Annotated in this window: 25 protein-coding genes, 2 tRNA genes and 1 pseudogene; 16 read left to right on the plus strand and 12 right to left on the minus strand. The window is 44.6% G+C overall.

Going from position 1 to position 24,425, the window contains the following annotated elements; all coding sequences use genetic code 11:
* Positions 1–72: 72 nt before the first annotated feature.
* The 6 genes from dinB to B151_RS0113900 all read left to right on the plus strand — a co-directional run bounded on the left by dinB (position 73) and on the right by B151_RS0113900 (position 4,633).
* Positions 73–1,158 (plus strand): DNA polymerase IV, encoded by a 1,086-nt coding sequence (gene dinB / locus B151_RS0113875; RefSeq protein ID WP_026166680.1) that lies wholly within the window; start codon positions 73–75, stop codon positions 1,156–1,158.
* 155 nt (positions 1,159–1,313) lie between these two features.
* The gene (locus B151_RS0113880; RefSeq protein ID WP_020404257.1) at positions 1,314–2,147 is read left to right on the plus strand and encodes an enoyl-ACP reductase FabI; all 834 of its coding nucleotides are present in this window, start codon (positions 1,314–1,316) and stop codon (positions 2,145–2,147) included.
* 15 nt (positions 2,148–2,162) lie between these two features.
* Entirely contained in the window at positions 2,163–2,738 is a 576-nt protein-coding gene (gene ruvC / locus B151_RS0113885) for a crossover junction endodeoxyribonuclease RuvC (protein ID WP_020404258.1), read from the plus strand.
* Between the two features lie 188 nt (positions 2,739–2,926).
* On the plus strand, positions 2,927–3,523 hold the full coding sequence (ruvA, locus tag B151_RS0113890; protein ID WP_020404259.1) for a Holliday junction branch migration protein RuvA: 597 nt from the start codon (positions 2,927–2,929) through the stop codon (positions 3,521–3,523).
* Positions 3,524–3,608: 85 nt separating this feature from the next.
* A complete protein-coding gene (locus tag B151_RS0113895; protein WP_020404260.1) occupies positions 3,609–4,181 on the plus strand; it encodes an AraC family transcriptional regulator in 573 nt (190 codons plus the stop codon).
* Complete coding sequence (locus tag B151_RS0113900) at positions 4,181–4,633, plus strand: methyltransferase family protein (protein ID WP_020404261.1); 453 nt, start codon at positions 4,181–4,183, stop codon at positions 4,631–4,633. The genes B151_RS0113895 and B151_RS0113900 overlap by 1 nt, the downstream gene beginning before the upstream one ends.
* On the opposite strand, the gene B151_RS0113905 is transcribed toward B151_RS0113900, so the two are convergent.
* The 6 genes from B151_RS0113905 to B151_RS0113930 all read right to left on the minus strand — a co-directional run bounded on the left by B151_RS0113905 (position 4,634) and on the right by B151_RS0113930 (position 10,595).
* Complete coding sequence (locus tag B151_RS0113905) at positions 4,634–6,583, minus strand: heavy metal translocating P-type ATPase (protein ID WP_020404262.1); 1,950 nt, start codon at positions 6,581–6,583, stop codon at positions 4,634–4,636.
* A gap of 83 nt (positions 6,584–6,666) precedes the next feature.
* Positions 6,667–7,233, minus strand: coding sequence for an AraC family transcriptional regulator (locus tag B151_RS0113910; protein WP_020404263.1), 567 nt, complete (start codon positions 7,231–7,233; stop codon positions 6,667–6,669).
* Between the two features lie 70 nt (positions 7,234–7,303).
* Positions 7,304–8,119, minus strand: coding sequence for an NYN domain-containing protein (locus tag B151_RS0113915; protein ID WP_020404264.1), 816 nt, complete (start codon positions 8,117–8,119; stop codon positions 7,304–7,306).
* Between the two features lie 165 nt (positions 8,120–8,284).
* Positions 8,285–9,766 (minus strand): lipopolysaccharide biosynthesis protein, encoded by a 1,482-nt coding sequence (locus B151_RS0113920; protein ID WP_020404265.1) that lies wholly within the window; start codon positions 9,764–9,766, stop codon positions 8,285–8,287.
* 2 nt (positions 9,767–9,768) lie between these two features.
* Positions 9,769–10,200: a type II 3-dehydroquinate dehydratase gene (locus B151_RS0113925; protein WP_020404266.1), complete on the minus strand. Its 432-nt coding sequence runs from the start codon at positions 10,198–10,200 to the stop codon at positions 9,769–9,771.
* The gene (locus B151_RS0113930; RefSeq protein WP_020404267.1) at positions 10,197–10,595 is read right to left on the minus strand and encodes an HIT family protein; all 399 of its coding nucleotides are present in this window, start codon (positions 10,593–10,595) and stop codon (positions 10,197–10,199) included. Before B151_RS0113930 ends, B151_RS0113925 begins: the two co-directional genes overlap by 4 nt.
* 59 nt (positions 10,596–10,654) lie before the next feature.
* On the opposite strand from B151_RS0113930, the gene B151_RS19685 reads away from it, so the two are divergent.
* Both B151_RS19685 and B151_RS0113940 read left to right on the plus strand, forming a co-directional pair.
* A complete protein-coding gene (locus tag B151_RS19685; protein WP_157471025.1) occupies positions 10,655–11,158 on the plus strand; it encodes a peroxiredoxin family protein in 504 nt (167 codons plus the stop codon).
* A gap of 58 nt (positions 11,159–11,216) precedes the next feature.
* A tRNA-Lys gene (locus B151_RS0113940) sits at positions 11,217–11,292 on the plus strand.
* Positions 11,293–11,460: 168 nt separating this feature from the next.
* Here the strand turns inward: B151_RS0113940 and B151_RS0113945 are convergent.
* The gene (locus B151_RS0113945) at positions 11,461–14,058 is read right to left on the minus strand and encodes a zinc-dependent metalloprotease (RefSeq protein ID WP_020404269.1); all 2,598 of its coding nucleotides are present in this window, start codon (positions 14,056–14,058) and stop codon (positions 11,461–11,463) included.
* 194 nt (positions 14,059–14,252) lie between these two features.
* Between B151_RS0113945 and B151_RS19690 the strand changes: the two genes are divergently transcribed.
* Together B151_RS19690 and B151_RS0113955 are read left to right on the plus strand one after the other, a co-directional pair.
* Positions 14,253–15,455 (plus strand): murein transglycosylase domain-containing protein, encoded by a 1,203-nt coding sequence (locus B151_RS19690; RefSeq protein WP_020404270.1) that lies wholly within the window; start codon positions 14,253–14,255, stop codon positions 15,453–15,455.
* A 64-nt stretch (positions 15,456–15,519) separates the two neighbouring features.
* A tRNA-Arg gene (locus B151_RS0113955) sits at positions 15,520–15,593 on the plus strand.
* A gap of 246 nt (positions 15,594–15,839) precedes the next feature.
* Here the strand turns inward: B151_RS0113955 and B151_RS0113965 are convergent.
* The 5 genes and pseudogenes from B151_RS0113965 to B151_RS0113985 form a co-directional block, all read right to left on the minus strand.
* A complete protein-coding gene (locus B151_RS0113965; RefSeq protein WP_020404272.1) occupies positions 15,840–17,033 on the minus strand; it encodes a pyridoxal phosphate-dependent aminotransferase in 1,194 nt (397 codons plus the stop codon).
* A 161-nt stretch (positions 17,034–17,194) separates the two neighbouring features.
* Positions 17,195–17,695 carry a pantetheine-phosphate adenylyltransferase gene (coaD, locus tag B151_RS0113970; RefSeq protein WP_020404273.1) on the minus strand — a complete coding sequence of 167 codons (501 nt, stop codon included), beginning with the start codon at positions 17,693–17,695 and terminating at the stop codon, positions 17,195–17,197.
* Positions 17,696–17,705: 10 nt separating this feature from the next.
* A pseudogene (rsmD, locus tag B151_RS0113975) lies at positions 17,706–18,269 on the minus strand (16S rRNA (guanine(966)-N(2))-methyltransferase RsmD); the annotation flags it as partial.
* 87 nt (positions 18,270–18,356) lie between these two features.
* Complete coding sequence (locus B151_RS0113980) at positions 18,357–19,217, minus strand: hypothetical protein (RefSeq protein WP_020404275.1); 861 nt, start codon at positions 19,215–19,217, stop codon at positions 18,357–18,359.
* Complete coding sequence (locus B151_RS0113985) at positions 19,217–19,687, minus strand: hypothetical protein (protein WP_020404276.1); 471 nt, start codon at positions 19,685–19,687, stop codon at positions 19,217–19,219. The genes B151_RS0113980 and B151_RS0113985 overlap by 1 nt, the downstream gene beginning before the upstream one ends.
* Positions 19,688–19,861: 174 nt before the next feature.
* On the opposite strand from B151_RS0113985, the gene B151_RS0113995 reads away from it, so the two are divergent.
* The 6 genes from B151_RS0113995 to B151_RS0114020 all read left to right on the plus strand — a co-directional run bounded on the left by B151_RS0113995 (position 19,862) and on the right by B151_RS0114020 (position 24,358).
* Positions 19,862–21,160 carry an MATE family efflux transporter gene (locus B151_RS0113995; protein WP_020404278.1) on the plus strand — a complete coding sequence of 433 codons (1,299 nt, stop codon included), beginning with the start codon at positions 19,862–19,864 and terminating at the stop codon, positions 21,158–21,160.
* A gap of 76 nt (positions 21,161–21,236) precedes the next feature.
* Positions 21,237–22,157, plus strand: a complete 921-nt coding sequence (locus tag B151_RS0114000) for a YihY/virulence factor BrkB family protein (protein ID WP_020404279.1) — start codon at positions 21,237–21,239, stop codon at positions 22,155–22,157.
* Positions 22,154–22,666, plus strand: a complete 513-nt coding sequence (locus B151_RS0114005) for a SixA phosphatase family protein (protein ID WP_020404280.1) — start codon at positions 22,154–22,156, stop codon at positions 22,664–22,666. Before B151_RS0114000 ends, B151_RS0114005 begins: the two co-directional genes overlap by 4 nt.
* Positions 22,667–22,790: 124 nt before the next feature.
* The gene (locus B151_RS0114010) at positions 22,791–23,141 is read left to right on the plus strand and encodes a hypothetical protein (protein ID WP_020404281.1); all 351 of its coding nucleotides are present in this window, start codon (positions 22,791–22,793) and stop codon (positions 23,139–23,141) included.
* A 436-nt stretch (positions 23,142–23,577) separates the two neighbouring features.
* Positions 23,578–24,081, plus strand: coding sequence for a Dps family protein (locus B151_RS0114015; protein WP_020404282.1), 504 nt, complete (start codon positions 23,578–23,580; stop codon positions 24,079–24,081).
* A gap of 91 nt (positions 24,082–24,172) precedes the next feature.
* Complete coding sequence (locus B151_RS0114020; protein WP_020404283.1) at positions 24,173–24,358, plus strand: CsbD family protein; 186 nt, start codon at positions 24,173–24,175, stop codon at positions 24,356–24,358.
* The last annotated feature ends 67 nt before the right edge of the window (positions 24,359–24,425 follow it).

Genomic DNA, 24,425 nt, shown 5'->3' on the forward strand with positions numbered 1-24,425 from the left:
CAGCGACTTATTGTTCCATAAATGAGATAGAGAAATTCTTTCTAATATGGTTAGATATGTGTAATTTATGTTATGAATTCAGCTTTCCCCATACGCAAAATCATCCATGTAGATATGGATGCTTTTTATGCCGCCGTTGAGCAGCGGGATCATCCCGAATTGCGAGGAAAGCCGGTAATTGTGGGCGGTTCCCCAAGTGGACGGGGAGTGGTGGCTACAGCCAGTTATGAAGCCAGAAAGTTTGGAGTGCATTCAGCTATGCCGGCCTCAAAAGCAGTACGTCTTTGTCCACATGGAATTTTCGTGAAAGCCCGTTTTGATGCCTATAAAAAAGCCTCACAGCAAATACGGGAGATCTTTTTTGAATACACCGATCTGGTGGAACCACTTTCTCTGGATGAAGCTTTTTTGGATGTCACTGAAAATCACAAAGGACTTCCATCTGCTACGCTCATAGCAAAAGAGATCAAAGAGAAGATCTACGAGGTTACTAAATTGACGGCTTCAGCAGGAGTTGCTCACAATAAATTCCTGGCAAAAGTGGCTTCAGATGTAAACAAACCCAATGGACTCACACTCATCACCCCGGAAAAAGCAGAGGCTTTTTTGGAAGAACTGCCCATCGAGGACTTCTTTGGAGTAGGAAAAGCAACGCAGAAAAAAATGCATGCCGTGGGAATTAAATCCGGGGCAGACCTTAAAGAGTGGACGGAAATTGACCTGGTGAAAGCCTTCGGGAAATCGGGACGGTTTTATTATCGGATTGTTCGGGGTATTGACCATCGGGAGGTGAAGCCGCATCGGGTGCGGAAATCATATGGCAAAGAGCGCACTTTTTCGGAAGACATCGACAGCCTGGAGTGGATCCATAATTTTCTGGATGAATTAGCGCAGACGATAGCTGAAGGCATGAAGAAGATCAATGCAGCCGGAAAGACCATCACCCTGAAAGTACGTTATGATGATTTTGATACCATAACCCGAAGTTATTCGCTTCCGCATCACACCAACCGCTATCGGGATATCACGGATGTAGTTCGGAAGTTACTGGAGGAAACCGAAGTGGGAAGCCGGCCGGTGCGTTTGTTGGGAATCACGCTATCCAATCTAAACCTAAATGAGGAAACTGTTTGGGAGCAGCTCGAATTTTCTTTTTAGTACATAGGTACTAATGTGTTTCGGAGTTACAGCGTTGAAATCTATCACTGTAACTCCGAAACGCTTAAACACCATCGCACTTTCTGCACTATCATTTTACCGAGATTATCGTGAATTTCCCCGCGTACCATTCAACAATAAGAAACTGACAAAAAATGAGTGACGGTTACGGATTATTAAAAGGAAAAAAAGGAATTATTTTTGGTGCTTTGGATGAGCGAAGTATCGCCTGGCGAATTGCTCTGGCTTGTAAACGGGAAGGCGCAGATTTTGTATTAACAAACGCCCCGGTTGCCCTTCGTCTGGGAGCCCTGGATGCATTAGGAGAAGAAACAGGCGCCCCTATCATCCCCTGTGATGTAACCAAAGACGATGAGATCCAGGACTTGATGAATCAAACCAAAGAACACCTGGGTGGCGGCGTTGATTTTATTTTACACGCAGTGGGAATGTCTCCAAATGTTCGCAAGAAAAAAGAATACACCGACCTGAATTATAATTGGTTACAACAAACACTCGATATCTCAGCGATCTCATTGCATCGGGTTCTTCACCATGCCGATGAAATGGATATGCTGAATGATGGCGGTAGCGTGGTGGCGCTTTCCTATATCGGGGCACAACGGATTTTCTCCAAATATTCGGATATGAATGATGCCAAAGCACTGCTGGAAAGCATCGCCCGAAATTACGGAAGTCGCCTGGCAAAACGAGGCATTCGGGTGAATACGGTTTCTCAGGCCCCAACTAAAACTTCGGCTGGAACCGGAATCAAAGGTTTTGATGGCATGTACACTTTTGCCGACAAAATTGCTCCAATGGGAAATCCATCTGCGGATGAATGTGCAGATTACTGCGTGACATTATTCTCTGATCTGACTCGTAAAGTCACCATGCAGAATCTCTACCACGACGGCGGATTTGTAACGGCAGGAATTTCTGAGGAAATGATCGACGACCTTGCCAAACTGTATTCTGACGAAGACTAATCTCAAATTTGCACTATGCCTGATGTTATCCTCGGCATTGATCCCGGTTCCCGAAATACAGGCTATGCCCTGCTGACGGAAGAAAATGGAAAGCTGATCGCCTTGCGGTGTGATGTAATCCGTATGGCCGATATAGATGATCATGCCGAGCGATTACAGGTGATTTTTGAGAAAATCTCAGGCGTCATTCGTTCCAATAAACCCACAGCGTGTGCAGTTGAAACGCCGGTTTATGGGGTTGATCCCATGGCTATGTTGAAGTTGGGTCGTGCTCAGGCCGCTGCTATGCTGGCCATTACCAACAACGGACTTCAGGCGGTGGAATATTTCCCAAAAGTGGTGAAGAAATCCATCACCGGAAACGGAAATGCCAGCAAAGAGCAGGTGGCTTTTATGCTGAATAAAATGGTGAAACTGCCGGATGAAAAACTCTCGAATGATGCTACCGATGCCTTGGCTGTAGCCTGGTGTCATTTGATGAAAGGCAAAGGAATTCCCGGGTCAACCAAAAAGAAAACCCACCAGAATAACGCCAAAGGAGACTGGGCCAGTTTTGTGGCCGATAATCCGGATCGTGTGAAGGGAATGTAGTTTGTCCAAGCGGTCGCTTGAACAAGTTTGATTCGGTTAAAAGTTTGAGGCAGAGCCTCAATTATGCATTCCGAAGCAGAGCAGCGGAACGAGGGTTTTATTTCCGCATAATAGTGCAAAAATTTCACCCGGTCATTCCTGCGAAAGCGGGAATCTAATTGCTCAACAACGAACAAGATGGTTAAAAAATGATCGCATTTTTAAAAGGATATATCGAAGAGAAACGAGAAGGTGAAGTCGTTTTAGATGTTAGCGGCGTGGGCTATTCGGTGGAAATCTCCTCCATCACGCAAGAGCAACTGGAAAGTGCCGGCTCGGAAGTGAAGCTGCTCATTTATCATCACATCACCGACAGCGACCAGCGATTATTCGGATTCTTTTCGACCGATGAAAAAGCGCTCTTCGAAAAGCTCATCACGGTAAAAGGTGTGGGGCCAAAATTAGGACTTACTATTTTATCCGGACTTCCTGCCAATCAGCTTATCGGAGCCATTACCAATGGAGAAGAAGCGACGCTCTCCAAAGTACCCGGAATTGGTAAGAAAACGGCGCAGCGCATTATCGTGGAGCTAAAAGATAAGCTGGCGGAATATGCAGCCTCAGCCGGCGTAACGCCGACGAGCTCTTCAGAATCAAGCATCACCGGAGAAGCTATTTCTGCGCTCGAAGCACTCGGATTCAAGAAAAAAGAATCGGAGCAAGCCGTAATGAAAGCTTTGAGAGAAACGGATGGTGAAGATGCTTCGGTCATTATCAAAAAAGCGCTGGCTAGTTTAAATAAGTAAAGGGAATTCGGTAAACATTCGGCGGAATTGTATAATGCAGATTTGTTATGAATGCAGTTTCTTTTAGTTGTGTTAAATTAGTGCTATGGAAAAACTTACGCTGCATATCAAAAATATGGTTTGTGACCGCTGTGAAATGGTGATCGAAACGGCCCTGACTGCTTTGGGACTGGAAGTAAATCACGTGCAGTTGGGCAAAGCCGAAGTAACCCGAAATGGCGGTAAACCCACGATTCACGAGATCGAAAAGGAACTGGAACGCTTTAATTTTGGGCTGATCAAAGATGAGGAATCTATTTTAGCCGAAAAGGTAAAGACCACATTGATCGAATGGATCGATTCGGGAGATTTAGAAACGGATGATATTTCCTTATCTGATCACCTGGCAAAAAAGCTTGCCAAAAGTTATGCAACCATATCGAGGGTTTTTTCAAGAAAAGAAGAGATCACGATCGAAAAATATTTTATTCGCCTGAAGATCGAAAAAGCTAAGGAATTAGTGGAATATGGAAACCTGAGCTTCAGTGAGATCGCGTACCAGTTGGGATATAAGAACCTTCAGCATCTTTCCCGACAGTTCAAGCAAATAACTGGGATGAGCATGAGTGAGTATCAGAAATTACAAGATCCCGAGCGCAAGTCATTGGATAAGATCTGATGAAGCTAAAAGTTCCACCGGCGCTGCTCTTCATTGTTTTTGTACTGATCATGCGTGTCACTGATCAGCTCTTTTCCTTCGAGATAATAGCTTCTCCCTATCAACAAATGGTTGCATATATTGTATTTGGAGTTGGGGTGATCATAGGGCTTCTTGGAGTGTTTGAGTTCCGGCGAAGATCAACTACGGTAAATCCTCACAAACCCGAAAATACGAGCGAGTTGGTTACTTCCGGGATTTATCAAATCTCCCGAAACCCGATGTATTTGGGATTGTTGATTGGCTTGGTGGCTGTAGCCATCCGACTGGGAAATGTAAGCTCAATGCTGCTTTTGCCGGTCTTTGTATGGTACATGAATGTGTTCCAGATCAAGCCGGAGGAAGAGGTAATGGAGGAAAAATTTGGTCAGAATTTTATCCGCTATATGAATTGTACGAGACGGTGGATCTGATCAACAGCAAGTATCACAACACGCCGCCGGCACATTATTCTGAGAATCAGTTTGGGATCCGCTGAACATACTCCGAAAAGTGAGGCCTTCCGAGAATTTGTATTGAATGCGAATGGCATTTGCAATCGCGATGAGTGCCACGCCCACATCCGCAAAAATGGCCTCCCACATGGTAGCCAATCCTGCAGTAGCAAGCACCATGACTAATATTTTGATGCCCAAAGCAAACCCGATGTTCTGCCAGACGATCTTCTGTGTGTAGCGGCTGATATCGATTCCGGTCAAGATTTTTGAAGGTTGATCATTTTGAATGACTACATCCGCCGTTTCGATGGTAGCATCGGAACCCACCCCGCCCATGGCTATACCCACATCGGCCAGCGTAATAACCGGTGCGTCGTTCACTCCATCGCCCGCGAACCCAACGGTATTCCCATTACCCAGCGACTGTTCCACAAACCGGTATTTATCTTCGGGAAGTAAGTTGCCATATGCTTCATCAATGCCCAATTGATCAGCCACATAGGAGGCCACTTGTTGATTGTCTCCGGAAAGCATGACGATTCTTTTCACCCCATTTTCTTTTAAAGCCCGGATGGTCTGTTCACTGTCTTCCTTCAGGGAATCTGAAATCGTGATCGTACCTGCATGTTGATCTTCCACTGCGATGTGAACGTAGGTGTTCGGTTTCGTAAAGTCGCCTGTGGATAAACTTACTCCATGATCGTTCAGTAGCTGTACATTGCCTACTAATACCCGTTTTTGTTGAACCGAACCCTTCACTCCTTTTCCGGAGATCTCGACCTGATCTTTCACCTCGTAAAACGCTTGACCATTTTTGAAGGAGAGAATGGCTTTGCCGATGGGATGGGTAGAATGCTGTTCCAGCGATGCGGCATAAGAAACGACTTCCTCTTGGCTGAGTCCATTATAAACAGTGACACTCTGAACCTCAAAGGCACCTTCAGTGAGCGTGCCGGTCTTGTCGAGATATAGTACATTCATCTTGCGGAGCTGATCCAGATAGTCAGAGCCTTTCAATAAAATGCCATTCGCAGAGGCCGCTCCAATTCCACCAAAATACCCCAGTGGAATTGAGATGACCAACCCGCAAGGACAGGAGATCACCAAAAAGATAAGGGCTTTATAAAACCAATCATGAAATACATAGGGATCAGTGAAGAAGTAAGGAAGGAACGTGACACCAATAGCCAGCCAAACCACGATGGGGGTATAGACTTTTGCAAACCGGGTCATAAATCGCTGGACCGGCGCCTTTCGCTGAGTGGCTTCCTGAACCATATTCAGGATGTTTGCCAGTTTTGTATCCTTGAATGTTGACGTCACTTTTATTCTTATGGGAACGACCTCATTAATGGATCCGGCCCAAACCTCATCTCCTTCCTTGTAGCTCCTGGCTTTGGATTCTCCGGTTAATGCGGCCGTATTCAATGAGGCGTTGGGAGATAATAATATGCCATCCAGCGGAACCTTTTGTCCGGGTTTCACCTGGATGATGGCTCCCGTCTCAACACGTGCTGCGTCTACTTCTTTTACTTCATGGCCTTGTTCAACAACGGCGGTATCCGGCTGCTGGTTTATGAGAGTTTGAATAGAGTGACGTGCTCTCTGTACGGCATTTCCCTGGGCATATTCACCGATCATATAAAAAAGCATGACCGCAACTCCTTCCGCATATTCGCCAAGTATAAACGCACCTACCGTGGCAATGCCCATTAATAGAAATTCACTGAAAACAGTCCCCTTTTTGATGGAATCTATGGCTTTAACCCAAACCGGTCCGCCAACGAACAGGTAAGAAATCCCATACAATGAGAGATAGAAATATTGATGGCCGGTAAAGTGGAACACATGCTGAAACAATAATGCAGCGATCAGGAAAGCCGAACTGAGTGCGACTTCTTTATATTTTTTGATGAATGAGAGCATAGGGTCTTTTCGAATTCACCCAAAAATAATGAAGCCAATATTGCCTGAATTGCAGAATTGTGTAATTCTTTTGTACGATTGTGTTATAGCTTATCGATGTAGATGCGCTTGTTTTCCTTTACGTCCTTAAAATGGGAAGGAGATAACCCGGTTTCTTTTTTGAACTGACGGGAGAAGTGTTGCTGGCTGCTGTAGCCCAGCTCATAGGCGATCTCCGTCAGGTTTTGTTCCCCATAAACGATCAGCTCTTTGGCGCGTTCTATCTTTTGCAGGATATAATACCGTTCAATGGATTTGCCTTCCACGTTCGAGAACAGCCGCGACAAGTACTGATAATCTCTGTTGATTTGTTTTGAAAGGTGATCGGAAAGATTGCCCTCCAGCACCTTGTCGGTGCGAATGAGTTGTATAATGAGGTGTTTGACCTGTTCTACAAGCCGGCTTCCCTTGTCGTTGATGATATCAAAACCATTGGTGCGGACAACCTGTTCAAGGTGCTTATACTTTTCAGGGTCAACCGGTTCCTGAAGGGTGAGTTTGCCGAGCTCGAGATTGCGTACCTCAAAACCCGCTTCCTCAAGTTTCTCCTCTAAAACGATGGCGCAATGGCTGCATACCATATTCTTGATATGAAAATGCTGTTCATTCATGCCTCAAAAATACCAAGGGAATGGATGCATTCAAAGAAAGAAGGAATGCCCCTTGAAGATATGGGTAATCCTAAGGTGCACTAACCAAAACAATATTTTCGGCTATTAATCCCTTGTCATTTTCGGTAACATCAAACTCAAAAATGAGATCGCGGCTGGGAAGGTAGCCGGTATCAAAGTCATCTTCGAATTGAGAGATATGTGCAAATACCGTTTTGTAGGGAGACTTCTTGTCCCGGGAATCTGTGATCCACAAGCAGTCTTCCTTCCGCGTAAGGAACCGGAGAAAACCATAGCCTTCATCTTGTGTAAAATCGTAGCACACTCCGCGAACGCGCGATCCGGTCTCTCCCCAGCTGTATGGAGAATCGATCGGTAAAAGGCCGGGAATCAGATATCCGGAAATGGAGGAATCCACGGCTTTTTTAAGAGCGGTAGATACATTGTCGAAGCCAACCAGTTCCACCCGGCATCCCTTGTCCTGAAGTGCATTGACCACACTTACATAACTTCCGCTGCTGGAAAGAAGGACGATCTTGTCGAGCTTTTCGGATTGGGTAAGCAGGTCTACCGCCATATCCATATCTATGGTCGACTTCGAGATGGTTTCCCCGGTTTCGTGATTGGTATAGGTTTGGATCGGTTTTTCGATCACTTTGTATTCAAAATCCCTGAGTACTTCACAAAATCGTTGGGTCTTATGGCGATATTCGGCGTCTTCCTTGAGCCGTTCTTCATCATAACAAAGGTAAACATTCAGCCTGGATGCGATTCCTCCTCCCCTGCACGCAAACATCCGCAAAACATCATAGCGAAGGCCATAGCCTCCATTCATGGTTACATTGACTGCATCAACAAATATTCCAACTCGTTCTTGAGTATTCATAATGATATTCCTGCATAGTAAGTATTAATAATAGTATCGAAGTGGGATGTCGTTTTTTCATAACTTCATCTCTAGCAATGAATTAACACAAAAAAATAGCATAGAATCAATTTATTTAATATTAAAATAAAAAGCCTGAAAAGAACTGATGCTATAACTTGAAAATCAGGAGGCGGAGGCGGTATCGGGAATAGATTTTACAGAGCGGTAGGTGATCCCAAGGATGATAAGCATGCCAAGTATTAGCAAGGTTCCTGAAACCAACCATTCATTATACCCATAGCCCATAATATATGGTTTGAGATAAAAAGTTGCGGTGGCGGTCAACATCACCCCAAAGCCGGATACAAGCTTGTAAGGTACACGAAATGCGTTAGTAGAATAATAATAGATGAGCATGGCCATGGCGCCATAGCTGATAAGAGTGGCTGTGGCCGACCCCATCATTCCGAAAAAAGGAATAAGCGTAAGGTTAGCTATGATGGTAATGCCAGCGCCAAAAAGGGTGATCTGGGGAAGCCGTTTGGTGGTCTCGCTGATGAAGATCCCTGCCGAAAAGTTTATATACCAGCCCTGGAACCAGTAAGCCATGAGCAGCACCGGGACAATGTTGAGTCCTTCCCAGAATTTTGCATCAACCAGGTAAAAATTCAGGATCGGGATCTTAATGGATACGATCTGTTCGGTAAAAAGGGCAACGGACAAAAAGATACCTGCAGCTGCGAGATTGAAAAAACTGAATGTTTGTGAGAACGTTTTGGGCGCGGATCTTTCTTCGGATTGACGCATAAAGAAAGGTTGCCAGGCCATGCGAAACATCTGCACGATCAAGAGCATGAATACCGCCAGTTTGTAGCAGGCTCCGTAAATACCTACGATGTCATCAGAGGTGTAATCCGGTCCGTATAGTTGTTGAACCGTGGCAGGATCCATAGACTTTAGAAAGAAACGGTCTATCAATTCGTTGATGGCATGCCCAAAGCCGGCGGGAATGAAGGGTAGTCCGAATATCAGGGCCTTTTTTAGAAAATCTGTGTTCCAGCTGCCTTTTAGCAAAGGAAGGGTGTATAAAGTGGTAGCTAACGCTGTAAGTGTGGAAGCGATAAGGTTACTGATGAAAACCCCCTCGATACCATAATTGAGGCCAAGGATCAGGTAGAAATTCAGCCCAAGATTAACAACCACATTTCCGGTTTTGATGACGGCAAAAGAAATGGATTTACGCTCCAGTCGCAGTTCAGCGAAAGGTACAATAGCGAGGGTATCAAAAAAGAGAATGCCGAGCATCATCCAAAGGATGGAGTCTCCTACCTGAAGGCCCAATATGGGTGCAATAGCAGGCTGTGCCAGCCAGACCGCTAATACCAGCAAGCCCGAACTAATGAGCAGAAAAAGTTGAATGGTGGTAAAAAAAGACTGCGCCTTATCCCGGTCTTTTCCATACCGGATGTACGCCGATTCCATGCCCATTTGAAATACGACATTGAATAAAGCAATGGCGGCAAATATGAGTGTGATCACACCGTACTGACCTTCAGCAAAAACAGCGGTATGGAGCGGAACCAAAAGGTAGCCTATAAAACGCGCCAGCACGCTGCTGATGCCATAGATAAGGGTATCCGAAAAAAGTTCTTTGAGTTTGGTCAAACTTAGTGGCTGGCTAATTGTTCAAGGGCGCGAATGCCGAGAGCGTAACTGTATTTTCCAAAACCGGTGATGATGCCGTTCATGACTCCGCCTGTTACCGATTTCTCCCGGAAATCTTCCCGGCCGTGAATGTTTGAAATATGCACTTCAACTTTGGGGATTTCCAGAGGTTCCAGTCCATCGCGCAGCGCTACTGAGGTGTGTGAATATCCGCCGGGATTGATAACGAGTCCTTCGGTGCCATCTTCCATTGCCTCCTGTACTTTATTAATGAGCTCACCTTCCACATTACTCTGATAAAAGGAAAGTTCATGTTCGGGAAATTCATCCCGCAGAAAATTCTCCAGGTCTTGCAGGCTGCCGGTTCCATACATCCCCGGATTGCGTTTGCCCAACAAGTTAAGGTTAGGGCCATTGATGATAAGGATCTTCATAAGCGGATCTCCTTGCTAATTGTTTCTGCTAGTTCGGCCATTTCTCCTTCATCCATACTGATTTTCTTTCCCAGGCTGAAGTTTTGGGTGGGGGTGTAAATGGGGATCAAATGAATGTGAGCATGCGGAACTTCCATACCTTCTACGATCACTCCCGTGCGGATCGGCTCAAGTGCAAGGTCTAAGCCTTTGGCTACTTTCTGGGAAAATTGGGTGAGTTCGCTCAGTTCCTCCGCAGAAAGATCAAACAGGTAATCGACTTCCTTTTTTGGGATGCAGAGTGTATGCCCCCGTGCAGCCGGATTGATGTCAAGAAATGCATAATGTTTATCATCCTCTGCAACCGTAAAACTTGGGATTTCGCGGTTGATGATCTTAGTAAAAATGCTTGCCATAGTTGAAGATAAAAGATGGTAATTTGATTGAAGATACTATCCAAAAAACAGAAATCCTTATGAACTCTGCAAGCATATCGAGATTCTTGCTCATCATTGGCCTGATTTGTATTTATGGAATAAGGGAGGCCGGGGCTCAATCTTCGGAACTGGTGGGGCCCGTTTCAGAAAGTGAAATTTTTAGTGTAGATCGGATCTTTGAGATTTATGTTGATCGTTACCGTCCGGATTCTTCTGCGGTAGAATATGTCAAAAACTGGAAAGAACCGGTTAATGTGATTATTTTTTTTGGAACCTGGTGCCGTGATTCGAAGAAATATATACCCGGTTTTATGAAATTAATGAGAACCGCCGCTCCTGAAAATATTGAAGTTGAATACATTGGAGTGGACGCTCAAAAAAAATTTCCCGGGAAATTTTTAAAAAAGTTTAATATAAAATATATTCCCAGCGTCGTGGTTTTAAACGGCGATTCCGAATTAGGACGTATCGAAGAAAAACCACAGAAGCCGATTGAGCTCGCATTTGTTGAGATTCTGAAGAAGGCGGAAAAAATTGACTGATTTTTGATTTTTTCTTTGCACTCTAATTGATAAATGCCTTATCTTTGGAATCTCTTAAGAATCGGTAGCTCAGTTGGTAGAGCAACGGCCTTTTAAGCCGTGGGTCGAGGGTTCGAGCCCCTCCCGATTCACCAGTTTTTATTGATAAGTTTTCATAATGACTCTCTCTTGACCAGCCCCATACGATTGATCTCGGATGGGGTTTTTTATTAGGGAGTCTGTTTTTCTTAATGGTATTTCATAAAAAAAGCCGTTTCTAAACATATAGAAACGGCTTTTTTATTATCCGTGGATTGTGTGAATCAGTTCTCTAAACTAAGGCCTGCATCCAATGCTTTTTCGATGCGTGTTTGAACTTCCCTAAGATGTGCTTCAGTGTATGCATCAAAGTTATAGGGAGGCGTCAATCTTCTTGAGATACGTTGATTGATTTCTGAAAGCTGAGCCCGTGCTACGGAGCGGGCGTCGGCCGGCATATCATTCGGAGCATCGGTCACGATCCCGATCATTTCATCTAAATAAGCACGCTGGAGATCGCGACGGTTGCTGGTGATATTGGTTCCCGGAGCCGTCCATACTTCATTCCAGATCGCATTGGTCAGTGAACTCATGAGTTCCGGGATGGTGACGGTGTTCTCCTGGCCAAATTTCACCTCTGTATCACGAATGCGAGCAAGCCTGGTGCCATCCATAAGCTGACTCAAAAGAGAAGACTGAATTCCGATCAGGTAATCATGCAGCGGGTAGTCGATTCTTCCGCGGTAGGTCATTGAATTCCCCCAGTGGCTCCATCGGTTTGCTCCAAACTGCTGATAAACTTCTCTTGGGAGTTCAAAGGCATCTTCATCAAAAGCATAGTCAATGATCATATTCAGGGCTTCTTCCTGCTCCTCTTTTTCAATAGCTACAAAAGGCATCCGGCCGTTGGGATCTCCCACGTGGTCACGGTACTGATATTGACCACCGATATATTTCACGGCAGGCGCTAAAGCACGGGTGTATTGGAAAAAGTACGTATTGAAAAGATCAGTGGCTTCGTAATAAGGAACGTTATCTGCCAGGGCTACTTCCGGCAGTTCCGGGATCAATTTTTTTATAAGCATCGCACGGTTCTTCCCCCATCCCAGCGGATCTTCCCCAAGGTCGAATACATTTACATGTGGGTCTACAGCTGCTGAACCACGGGCGTCACCATCGGTTCCATAGGCGTGTCCCGGTTGCGCCGCTTGTCGTGCAATCTCTTTGGCTTTTTCAGCATCCGGGGTATAGCCGTAGCTGATTACCCAGCGGTCGTAGGAACCAACACCGGGGTTATAGTAATACCCGTCATCTTCCATACCTTCGGGGGAAATATTGACGGTTGGATATTCCATGGCAGAACTGAAAACACCACGTTCTTTACCCCATTCTTTGTCATAAAGTTTATCCAGGGGTGTGTCCACAGAAGAACGGAAATTGTGACGAAGGCCGAGCGTATGTCCTACTTCATGCATGGTTACCCAACGGAAAAACTCATTCACAAAATCATCGGGAACCGGACTGCCGGGAGCCATTTTACCCCTGGCCATCATGATGCCTTTTGCAAGTTGCATCTGCATGTTCAGCTCGGTATAGAAATCAGCTGATTCTCCGCCTAAACTCAAATGGTTTAGTTCTTCCTGTGATACATCAAAGATCTGATCCAGGGCTGCACGGGGTTCCACGAGTTCTCGGTAATCATCTTTGGTGCCTAAGATCATGTTCGCTTCGAAAAGAATATCCGCGTCCAGAATTTCTCCGGTTCTTGGATCTACTACAGAAGGACCAATAGCACCATAACCGGCTTGGTCTGATACATTCCAGCGCAGTGTTGGATAGCGAATATCTCCCGCTTCAGCTCCTTCCGGCAACATTTCGGCTTGCACGGCATTCCTGAAACCTGCTGCTTCAAAAGCATCTGACCAGGCTTCAACACCTTCCATCATAGCTTGTCGGTATTCAACAGGTACGGTATGGTCGATATAATAGGTAATTGGTTGTACAGGATCGCATAATCCATCTGCTCCGGGTTCTCCGGCACATTCTAATCTCCAGCGGTTAGCATATCGTTTGAAGAAGGTCTCGTCTTCAACCGTAAAATCTTTGTGAACAGTAAGGAAATAACCGGCACGGTCATCGGCCATTCTTGGCTCCATGGGAATTTCAGGTAAGGCCGTCATACTGTAAAAAATAGAAACGGGAATGTAGCGATTGTCGGCTACTGTACGCGGAGCCGAATTTCCTCCATTTTTAAAGGTAAGGCTGGCTTCGATATTGCTGTTCTCCGGATAAGACTTAACAAGGTTCAGATAACTTCTGGATTTGTCAAAAGAAGCTCTTCCCGGTTGTCCCGGTCGTTCTGAAACGGCAGCCTCTACCGACTGGCCGATCCCGGAAAAATCAGAAACAAACCAATCATAAACATCGATTAGCATAACACTGTCTTTATTGGTGGCTTCAATTCCGGCTGTCTCCAAAACAGAATTTCCAAAAGTCAGCTCAACGGCTTTGGCTTCGGGTGTGCCTTCTTTAGCCGTATATTGATAAGGTTTTTGTACCAGGAAGATCTTTCCTTCCCTTTCTTCGAGTGAAAGAAGCAGGGCTTTGCGGTTAAGCATCAACCCTCCAAAGATAAAAGAAGACCCAATACCCCGGGAGATCTCAATATTCATAATAAAATCGTTATTGAGCTGCTCTTTGGTTAAGGCCATGTAGAGTGCATCATCGGTTCTGTAGAAATCGAAGTACCCCTCGATGTATTCTGCATTTTCAGTCAGTTCAGTGAATTTATCTTTTTCATCAGCATCTTTATTTCCTTTTTGAGAAAAACCCAATGAAGGAACAAGCAATACAATGCCGAGAAACAGGAATAGTTTCTTCATAATAACAGTCGATTAATTTAAGTTTGGTATGAAAGAATTAGGCAATATTTGCTGTATAAGCAACAGCTAAAACAAAGTTTCACATCATAAAAACAAGATGAGGTACCATGTGATGGTTTTGGTTTTGCATATTACATGTTACTTTAAGCGAGAATAGATGCTTACATAAGATTAATAAAAACGATCAGGGTACAATGGCTTCGAATAATATTCTATTTGCGTTCCTATTCATCATCATTTTTTGTCAGTTTGATCTGATAGCACAGGACCTTAGCTGGGAAGAATACAGGCAGCAAAGAGAAGAGCAGTTAAGTCAATTTCAAGCTGTACAGGATTCTGCATTATTTGCGAGCGAAGCCGAGTATGAAGCCTTTGTATTTCAGCATGAAATGGAATATCAGCAGTTTCGGGACGAGATGGAACGTCAATGGGGAGATTTTAAAGAACGAACCAAAAAGAATTGGGTAGAATATAAAAAGGGAGGAAAGGTAAGATGGGATGTTGATTTTGAGCAGGGAAAAGGAACCGTCGAAGTTCTGGCCGATGAAGAGGCAAATGATGAAAGCCTAAAGAAAGAAATTGAAGAGGCAGTTTTAGCACTGATATCCAGCCGGGGATCAGAAACGGAGATGCCGGACGAAGAAGCAGACGAGCAAGAAAACGTGCTTCCCGAGCCGGTGTTAACAGATCAGATCGACATCCCTGAAGACCTGGATACTCAGGAATATGCGAAAGAGCTATCCGATAATATTGAAATAAAAGATGTTCGGGGAGAAGATGGAAAAGTACGCAAAGTGGCCGTATTGAATTTAGAACTGGTTCCGGATCATTTAAGAACCCGGGCCGAAAAGTTCAGGGAAGAGGTACAAACCTACTCCAAACAATATGAACTGGATCCTACGCTGGTACTTGCCATTATCCACACCGAGTCGTTCTTTAATCCAATGGCAAAGTCTCATGCCAATGCGCTTGGGTTGATGCAGATCGTTCCACGAACAGCCGGCCGGGATGTGTATCGCATTTTAAACGGGAAAGATGCGATCCCTTCCGCTGATTTCCTTTTTCAGCCCGATCAAAACGTTCTCTTTGGGGCCACCTATCTTGATATTCTGATGAACCGGTATTTGAGAGGCGTTGATGATAAGACGGTACATGAGTATTTAGTGATCTGTGCTTACAACACCGGAGCCGGAAATGTAGCCCGCGCTTACATCAATTCCACCAACTTTAACAGTGCACGTGATGAGATCAACGGGATGAGTCCGCAGGAAAATTACGATCACCTAATGGCAAACCTCCCCTGGGATGAAACCAAAGATTATCTCAAAAAAGTAACTGAGCGAAGAGCTCAATATCAGCAGTGGCTGTCGGGTGGGGAAGAAAGTAGCGAGGAATAATTTGTTGCAGAAATAATTGCCCTGCTGTCAGGTTCTTCTTATCTTTGATGCTCTCAAATTTTCTGCGCACGTAGCTCAGCTGGATAGAGCGTCTGACTACGGATCAGAAGGTCGGGGGTTCGAATCCTCCCGTGCGTACTTATTAAAAGCGACTTATAGAGCATTAAATAAAGCTCTTTGAGTCGCTTTTTTAGTTTTTTGGAAACAAAATGAGATGCTCAATCAGTTTCCTTTTTTAGAAATGGGTTTTGCTATCAAAAAAAAAATTTTTCCCTGTCTCCGGTACTTTAAAGAATGGGTTCATAAAGCAACGGTCCAAACCCAATTCAAGTTGGCGCGATGTCAGTGAGCGGGTTTCCCAAAATGGGATCGAGAGTGTGAATGTTAACTCAAACTCCCAAGCCCTTTCTTAAATCGGTTCATTGCTTCTTCAAGATCGTCCATCGATGCGGCATAACTTAGGCGAACGCCATTCGGTTCTCCGAAAGCATCTCCGGGAACGAGGGCCAATCCGAATTCATCCAACAGGTATAAACACAGATCTGTAGAAGATTCAATGGCTGAACCGTCCGGCTTTTTGCTGCCAAGATAGTGCGAAATGTCCGGGAATACGTAAAAGGCACCCCCGGGTGTAAAGCAACTTACGCCTTCAATAGAATTTAGGGTTTGTACTAAATAATCGCGGCGTTTTTTGAATTGTTCGCGCATGGCCTTCACTTCATCCAAGCTGCCTTTATAGGCTGCTTCTCCTGCTTTTTGCGAGATTGAAGAAGGAGCTGATGTCTCCTGACTCTGGATCTTGGAAACCGCACTCACAATTTCATTGGAAGCCGCCAGATAGCCTAATCTCCAGCCGGTCATGGCAAAGCCTTTGGAGAACCCGTTGATCAACACCACACGATCTTTCAGGTCTGGTGCCACATTCAGAATGCCTACATGCTCTTCTTCAAAAACGATGTATTCATAAATCTCATCAGAAATCACATACACTTCCGGATGCTTTCGGAGTACCTCAGCAAGTCCTTCCAACTCCTCTGCAGAATATTGTGCACCGGTTGGGTTGGATGGCGAGCAAAGGATCAACGCTTTGGTTTTTGGAGTGATGGCCTTTTCGAGCTGTTCGGCAGTCAGTTTGAAATTATTCTCAAAGGAAGTTCGAACAGTCACGGATTTTCCTTCCGCCAGACGCACCATCTCCGGATAAGAAACCCAATAGGGAGCGGGAATAATGACTTCATCACCCGGGTCAACCAAAGCTAAAATGGAAAACCCTACCGATTGCTTGGCACCATTCGAGCAAATGATTTGCGAAGGGTCAAAATCAAGATTGTTGTCGCGTTTGAGTTTCGCACAAATGGCTTCGCGTAATTCCGGAGTTCCGGGATTCATAGTGTATCCGTGAAATCCATCCTGAATGGCTTTGATGGCCGCATCACAAATATGTTTTGGTGTTTTAAAATCGGGCTCACCGGCACTTAATGAGACAATGGACTTCCCTTGCCTTTTAAGCTCTTTGGCTCGTCCGGTTACTTTAAGCGTTGCTGATGGTTGCAGGTTTTGAGCGCGTTGTGAGATCATAAATCTTCAAATAAAAAGTGAGAGTGAGTGTGTAAGCGAGTTGGAATATAAAAGCCTTGTTGTAAGAAAGGTAGCCGATAATTATTTAAGAGTTTGCTTTCAACTGGGCAGGGCTAATCCCGAAACTCTGCAAGATGAAAATGGTACACAGGTTTAGAATACTATTCGGTTTTATCCTGAAACTTATCTTTAAGGGCTTTGGCTACATTTGAAGGCACAAAAGAACTCAGGTCGCCTCCCCAATAGGCAACTTCTTTTACGATAGAGGCGGATATAAAAGTGAATTCTTCATCCGGCATCAGGAAAATAGTGTCTACCTCCGGGGCCAGTCGTTTGTTGGTAAGAGCCATCCGAAATTCGTATTCAAAGTCAGAGATCTGTCGAACGCCGCGGACCAGGGTGTCGGCTTTCATCTTTTGAGCGTGATCAACCAGTAAACCGGTAAACTGATTTACTTCCACTTGTTTTGCCCACTCTTTGTCATGGATACACTCCTTGATCAATTCAACCCGTTCCTCTCCGGTAAACACAGCATCCTTTTTATTATTTACGGCTACGGTCACGATCACCGTATTGAATAACCGTGTAGCTCGTTCCAAAATATCGAGATGGCCATTGGTGATTGGGTCAAAAGAACCGGGGTAAAGGGCAATGGTTTTCATAGGAAATGATTTATTTGAGCTCTGATTCTTCCGGGTTTTTCTGGAAGATGCTTACGATAGTGCGCCCGTAGGCTTTGGTAAATGTGCAATTTGGGTGATCCGAAAAATCTTTGTACTTGTCGTGCTCCAGGAAAAACCAGCCTTCCTCAGTCAGCCAGTTTTCGGTAAGTATTTTATCAATGATCTCCTCCATGAACGGGTAATCATAGGGCGGATCACAGAATATAAAATGATTGGGTGTGGCCATTCCATCCAAAAATTTCATCACATCAGCACAAACTACACGCATTTGTTTTTCGATGCCGAATTCTTGGGCGGTTTTCTCAATTTGTTTCGCATTTTGGGGATCTACCTCTACCGCAGTTACATGTTTGGCTCCGCGGGAGATAGCTTCAAAACCCAGACTTCCAGAACCTGCAAACAGATCCAGAATGATGGTGCCTTCCATAAACACCCGTGCTTCGATCAGATTAAAGATGCTTTCTTTGGTGCGATCGGTAGTTGGACGTACATCCAATCCTTTGGGAATGGTGAAATGCCTGCCTTTAAGTTTTCCTGTAATGATCCGCATAGCGGAATACTCTGATTTTAAGTTTCAAATGTTAAATGAGATTGGGCTTAATTTAACATTTAAAATTGAGCATTTTGAATTTCAGGATCATTAAAAATCCAGACTAAGCAGAATGGCAGGAAAAGCCGCAGCAAGGTCAAATCCGTAGGTTTCTTCTTCTGCATGAACACCGATGTTTTCGAGTGAATTGAGCCTGGTGATCTCTGCTGAATCATCCCAAAAACCCTGCAATGCATTTTCGATCTCATGGGTTTGGTGCCCGAATAAGTAGATCGTTTCATGCAGGCCTTTCATCCAGCCGGAGTTTTTTGCCTGTTGCAGCCAATGGTAAGGAAGGTCTTCGGGCTGGTCGAATGTGATATACGTGGCAGCCCTGAATTTGCCTAACAAAAAAGAAGTAACAGAGATCACATTCTCGTGACATCCGATCATCATAAAGGAGCCGCCGGGCCTGGCAAAAGCAGACCATTTCTGAGCCATTTCAAAGTCACTGCTGAAATCTGTGGTAGCCACCTGGGTGGTAAGTTCATCGAAACCGGACATAAGGTTACGCCGGCGCACGCAAAGGAATTTATACTCATTATTATGGAGGGCGTGCCAGGTAGGCTCAATATATTCGCGCTCCACTCCTTTCATTAGAATGGCAAGATGGTCTTCGCGCTCGTCAGCGTTATCGTAAACTACTTTTGGGAAAACCGTCCAGCATTCGTGGGATGGATGGGTAAGCGCCCGTACCGACTTAATATTATGGCGGGTTCTGAACCGCTCAAAAGTGGATAGGACGTGAGGGAAGTGGTCTTCATGCTGACGGGTAATGGCATCAATCACATCAAAGTTGAAGTCGAAAGAGCCAATACGAAAAAGGTGTTTGTCTTGTTCCGGATCGTTAATAGAATAGAAAAGCCGATCCGAGAAAAAACAAACACCTAAGTTAGCAGAAGCGTCACCCATTAATTCCAGTTTGGAGCATTACGCATCGTTGTGCGCTCAAGGCTTCCGACGGCATCATCAGAATCAGGATCCTTGAGTAAATAGATCTGAGGGCGCAGGGTGTCATTGAGCGTGTACTCAAAACGATTTCCGGTACGCGGAGAATAAATAAGGGAATCCGGATTATACACATCCATGGTGCCTCCGAACAGAGAATCGCCCATCGCGATCATCAGGGAGTCGGATTTCAAAAAACTGATAAGAGTATCTAATCCGCCGTCGGTGGGAGGGAAAGTCTCATTTCTGGTTTCATACTGAATCAGTGCATCTTTGGTATCAACAAGGCGCTGGCGAACCTTCTCGGTCATGGCTTCCCGTTCCTTAACTTCCTGGTACGGGGTGATCAGAGAATCATAAAGCCAGTAAGCAAGGCCAATGATGATGATTCCTAAAACGATGGTCAAAATTTTATTACGCGTTTCAATGTCCATGAAAAAAGCAGTGAGTTAATTATTTAAGATTTTGAATCCCATAAAATTCGGAAAAAGAAAATACACGCACACCCATAGATATGCAACTTTACAGGCTGTTGAAAAATATGAATTCATAAAACTTTTACAGGTTGTATTTTCAGCCGACCTTTTTAACCCGAAATATTTCTTTTTTTGAACCGGCAAATCCTTCGTCTTGCGATCCCAAACATCATTAGCAATTTATCGGTACCGCTGCTTGGGGTAGTAGATACCGCTGTGGTGGGCCGGCTCGATCATGTTTATTACCTCGGGGCTATAGCAGTAGGCAGCATCATTTTTGATTTTATTTTTTGGGGATTTGGGTTCTTGCGCATGGGCACAACAGGATTGGTAGCGCAGGCATATGGTGCACAAAATGAACGGCAAACCCGGGTTCTTTTGGCAAGAGTACTCACCGTAGCCTTTGCAAGCAGTGTAGTTATACTGTTGATTCAGGTTCCTTTGATCGAGGTTTCTTTGTACCTGGTAAATGCTACCCCGGAAGTAGAGCAGTACACAAGGATCTACTATCATATTCGCATTTTTGCGGCTCCGGCTACTCTGTGTTTGTTCGGTATAAACGGATGGTTCCTCGGGATGCAAAATTCAACCTACCCTATGATCGTGACCATTTTCCTTAATCTTTTAAACATCGGGTTGAACCTGTTATTTGTGATTCGGTTTGGAATGACCGTAGATGGTATTGCCGCCGGAAGTTTGATCGCCAGCTTTTTAGCACTTGGGCTGGCCTTTCTGCTTTACCGCTATAAATATGGCGGTGAGCAATGGAACATCAATTGGAGCGAGCTTATTGAAGCTGAAGAACTCAAGAAATTCTTTTCTGTGAACCGGGATATTGTCATACGGACGCTCTGCCTGATCTTTTCTTACGCCTTTTTTACAGCTAAATCTGCAGAGATGGGAAATGTAGTATTAGCCGCAAATACCATTCTGCTGCAAATGTGGTACATCAGTTCTTACGGAACCGACGGATTTGCCTATGCTGCGGAAAGCCTGGTTGGGAAATTTAAAGGAGCCGGCGACGAGGGAAGCCTGAAAAAAGCCGTAGCTGCTAATATGGTATGGGGACTTGGACTCGGGCTCTTGGGAACCATTACCTATGCAGTGTTTGATGCCGAGATCCTTTCCCTTTTTACAGACAAACAAAATGTGATAGCCATGGCTATGACAGTAGTGATATGGTTGATCGCAGCTCCTTTTGTCAACAGTGTCTGTTTTATTTGGGATGGAGTGTACATCGGGGCGACGGCAACGGGAGCCATGCGGAATTCCATGCTTATTGCTACGGTCCTGGTTTTCATTCCGGTGTATTATTTGAGTGCACCCTATGCCGGTATCCATGCGCTTTGGATGGCCATGACAGCTTTCATGGTGGCCAGAGGAGTTGTACTATCTATTTATGCGCCATCTCGCATCTTTGGCAAAGGCTGAAGTGAGAGCAAATGAAGGCAGTTATTTTCTTGTTTTATCTAAGTAGTTTTTTCAGCAATCAATTCAACGGGATAGTATGCCCTATCTAAAACGTGTTTTTAAGGTTGTATTAACAACTCTCAATAACTTTACTGAGGATAATGGCTTTCTTTACAGTGCGGCCGTATCCTTTTATACCCTCTTTTCGCTGGCTCCCATTGTTATGATCGCGGTATATGTGAGCGGTTTATTTGTAGCAAGCGAAAGTGTTCTAAGCGAAGTTGCCCGGTTTTTGACCAATACCATCGGCTCAGAAAGTACTCAGGCCGTTATGTTGCTTATCGAAACCATACAGGCAGATACTCAAAATGTTTTATTTTTAGTGATCAGTGTTGGGTTTTTGATCATCTCTGCCACCACGGTATTTGTGCAATTCCGGAATGCTTTCAACCGGATCTTTAGCGTTAAACCACGGCAAGAATACAACTATCTGAAGATGTTAATGGACCGGTTAGCGGGCTTTGGAATGATATTGCTGCTTGGCCTTGCTTTGATGGTCTCTTTATTTCTCGACTCAATTCTTGCCGGACTGTCTCATCTGTTTCTTTCCAATTATGAATCCGCAGAGCTGCTTTTGATCGGGATTGGAAATAATTTGCTAACACTTCTGCTTATTTTTCTGGCGGTACTCACCATGTTCTATTTTTTGCCGGATGTAAAGATCAGGCGCAAAGCGCTGGTGACGGGTACGGCTCTCACAACTATTTTATTGGTGATCGGCAAATTCGGGGTAGGAATGATCATCGGTAACAGCTCCTTAAATCAACTTACCGGTGCTTCATCGTCCGTTATCATTTTGATGTTGTGGGTGTACTATTCCAGTATTATTATCTTTTTTGGCATAGAATTGGTGAAGACCCTGGCGGAAATGTGGCCCGGAGAGATCAAGGCCGGAAAATACACGCAAAAATTAAAACTGGTTGAAATACCGGAACAAAAGAGGAGTTCAAAAGAATGAAACAAATATTATTGATGCGTCATGCTAAGTCGAGTTGGGAAGATGGGTCTCTAAAGGATTTTGATCGCCCGCTGAACGGCCGCGGCAAAGAAGACGCGCCGATGATGGGCAAATTCATCCGGGATATTGGTTATAAGCCGGGGGAAGTTATTTCATCTCCTGCCAAACGCGCACAGGAGACTACCCGTTTAAGCATGGCGGCTGCCGAAGTAGATCCGAATCTCATTCGATGGAATGAAGAACTCTACTTTGGCAATATGCGAGATTACATTGCGGCCATACAGTCGGCTGATAAAAACCTGGAGCGAATACTGTTGGTCGGGCACAATCCGCTGATCGAAAACACGGCAGGGATATTGGCGGGATCAGAGCATAAGACCTCCGTTCGGATGCCAACGGCCGCGTTGGTTTGCCTCGAAAGTTTTGCTGAAAAATGGGACGATATCGCTCCGGGCACGTGTCAGATAAAATGGATGATGATCCCCAAAGTGCTGAAAGAGATTATTTAGTGACAAGCTGCAAATAGTTTTCTTGAACCATGTGCCTTAAAACTTGCTCCTGGCAATCGCACATTTGGTGCATGATTTGTTATATTCACCCAGCAAATAAATTCAACCCAATTCAAAAAAGCAGATGCAATACAAACAGCAATTTTTTTACCTCTGCAAAACCCCATTAAGCGCGGAAGGTCCCGAACATGTTGAAGTTGTAACCCGCGCCGAAGACAGCGAAGACTTTCCTCGTGTATTTAAGGAGTATGAAGAACTTCGCTCTCATGCCTTTAATGAAGACAAGATATACAGCGTAGTTCGTGCCGATGATATCTACGATCTGGTGCGAACCGGAACCGAAAAGGAAGCCAAAGAAGAAGCCTACGAAAAAGCGGAGCAGGAGATCATCACCAACCTGCAACATCGCGTGATGCAAGATGGTGACGCCAACGCAAAAGGCATCCTTAAAGAAGTATATGGCATAGAGGAATAACACAACACCACCTCCTTTTATTTATATGCATGATATTCTAAATCCTGCAGGCTTGCTTGCGGGATTTTTTATGGTCACAATTTCCCATTTCTTAATGAGACCCGAGATCTTTTCTGCTTGAACAAATTGAAGACAGAAAAGCAGCAGTAGTTCAAGTCTTCAGGCTTGGGTGAGGGTCAGAGACTTTAGTCGCGCTTCTTAACGAGAGTTAGATATAAAAATCGAGCTTCACAGACAAACAAATAGTGCTTGTCGTCATACCCGCGAAGGCGGGGTAACGATTTATGAGATCATCTGGGTTCTCAGAAATCTCAGTCATAAACAAAGCCAATCACCCTCATTGTAAATCCTTTTAAATATTCACTTACTTCATGGAACCGTAACAGCTCTGTATTGTTTACTTAATTGAATATTCATAAAAAAGAAGTAGACTGACATGAGTATTGAAACCCTAAACGGAGTAGAGTCCATGAAAGTAAATATCGGAATAACCGAAGATCATAGAGAGAAAATTGCAGAAGGTCTGTCCAAAGTATTGGCCGATTCATACCTGCTGTATTTGAAAACACACAATTATCACTGGAATGTGACCGGTGAGCTGTTTCATCAATTACATGAGCAGTTTGAGGAACAATACACAGAACTGGCTGAAGCCATAGATGAGATCGCTGAGCGCATTCGTGCCCTTGGCTTTCGGGCACCGGGAACCTTTAAAGAATTCAATAAAATCACATCTATTGAAGAAGATACTGACCGTCCAAAGGCCTTGGATATGGTGAAAAGATTAACGGAAGCCAATGAGCAAGTTATTCGCACAGCGCGCGAAGCACTTGAACCGGCTAAAGCCGCAGATGATGAAGCCACCATTGACCTGCTGACTGAGCGACTCACGGTTCACTCCAAAACGGCCTGGATGTTGCGCAGTCACCTTGAAGAGTAGCTATATGCTAATGGTTGTGGGTTGATAAAAATAGCACCTGACCATTAGCCAATTCTCATTAATCAATCCTAAATTTAAACAGAGAGAAGTCATGAATGACCTGACCATTAAAGGAAACTGGAATGAATTAAAAGGTAAACTCAAACAAAAGTATTCGGATCTGACGGATGATGATCTTACGTTTTCTGAAGGTAAAGAAGATGAATTATTCGGACGCCTTCAAAAGAAGCTGGGTAAAACCAAAGATGAGATCAAAAAAGAATTAGCTGATCTGTGATCCAAAAAAAGTGACCGCAACCTTCGGGATGAAAATCCTGAAGGTTTTTTTATGTGAATTTTCAGAT

The sequence above is a fragment of the Gracilimonas tropica DSM 19535 genome, assembly GCF_000375425.1.
GTDB classification, from domain to species: Bacteria; Bacteroidota; Rhodothermia; order Balneolales; family Balneolaceae; genus Gracilimonas; species Gracilimonas tropica.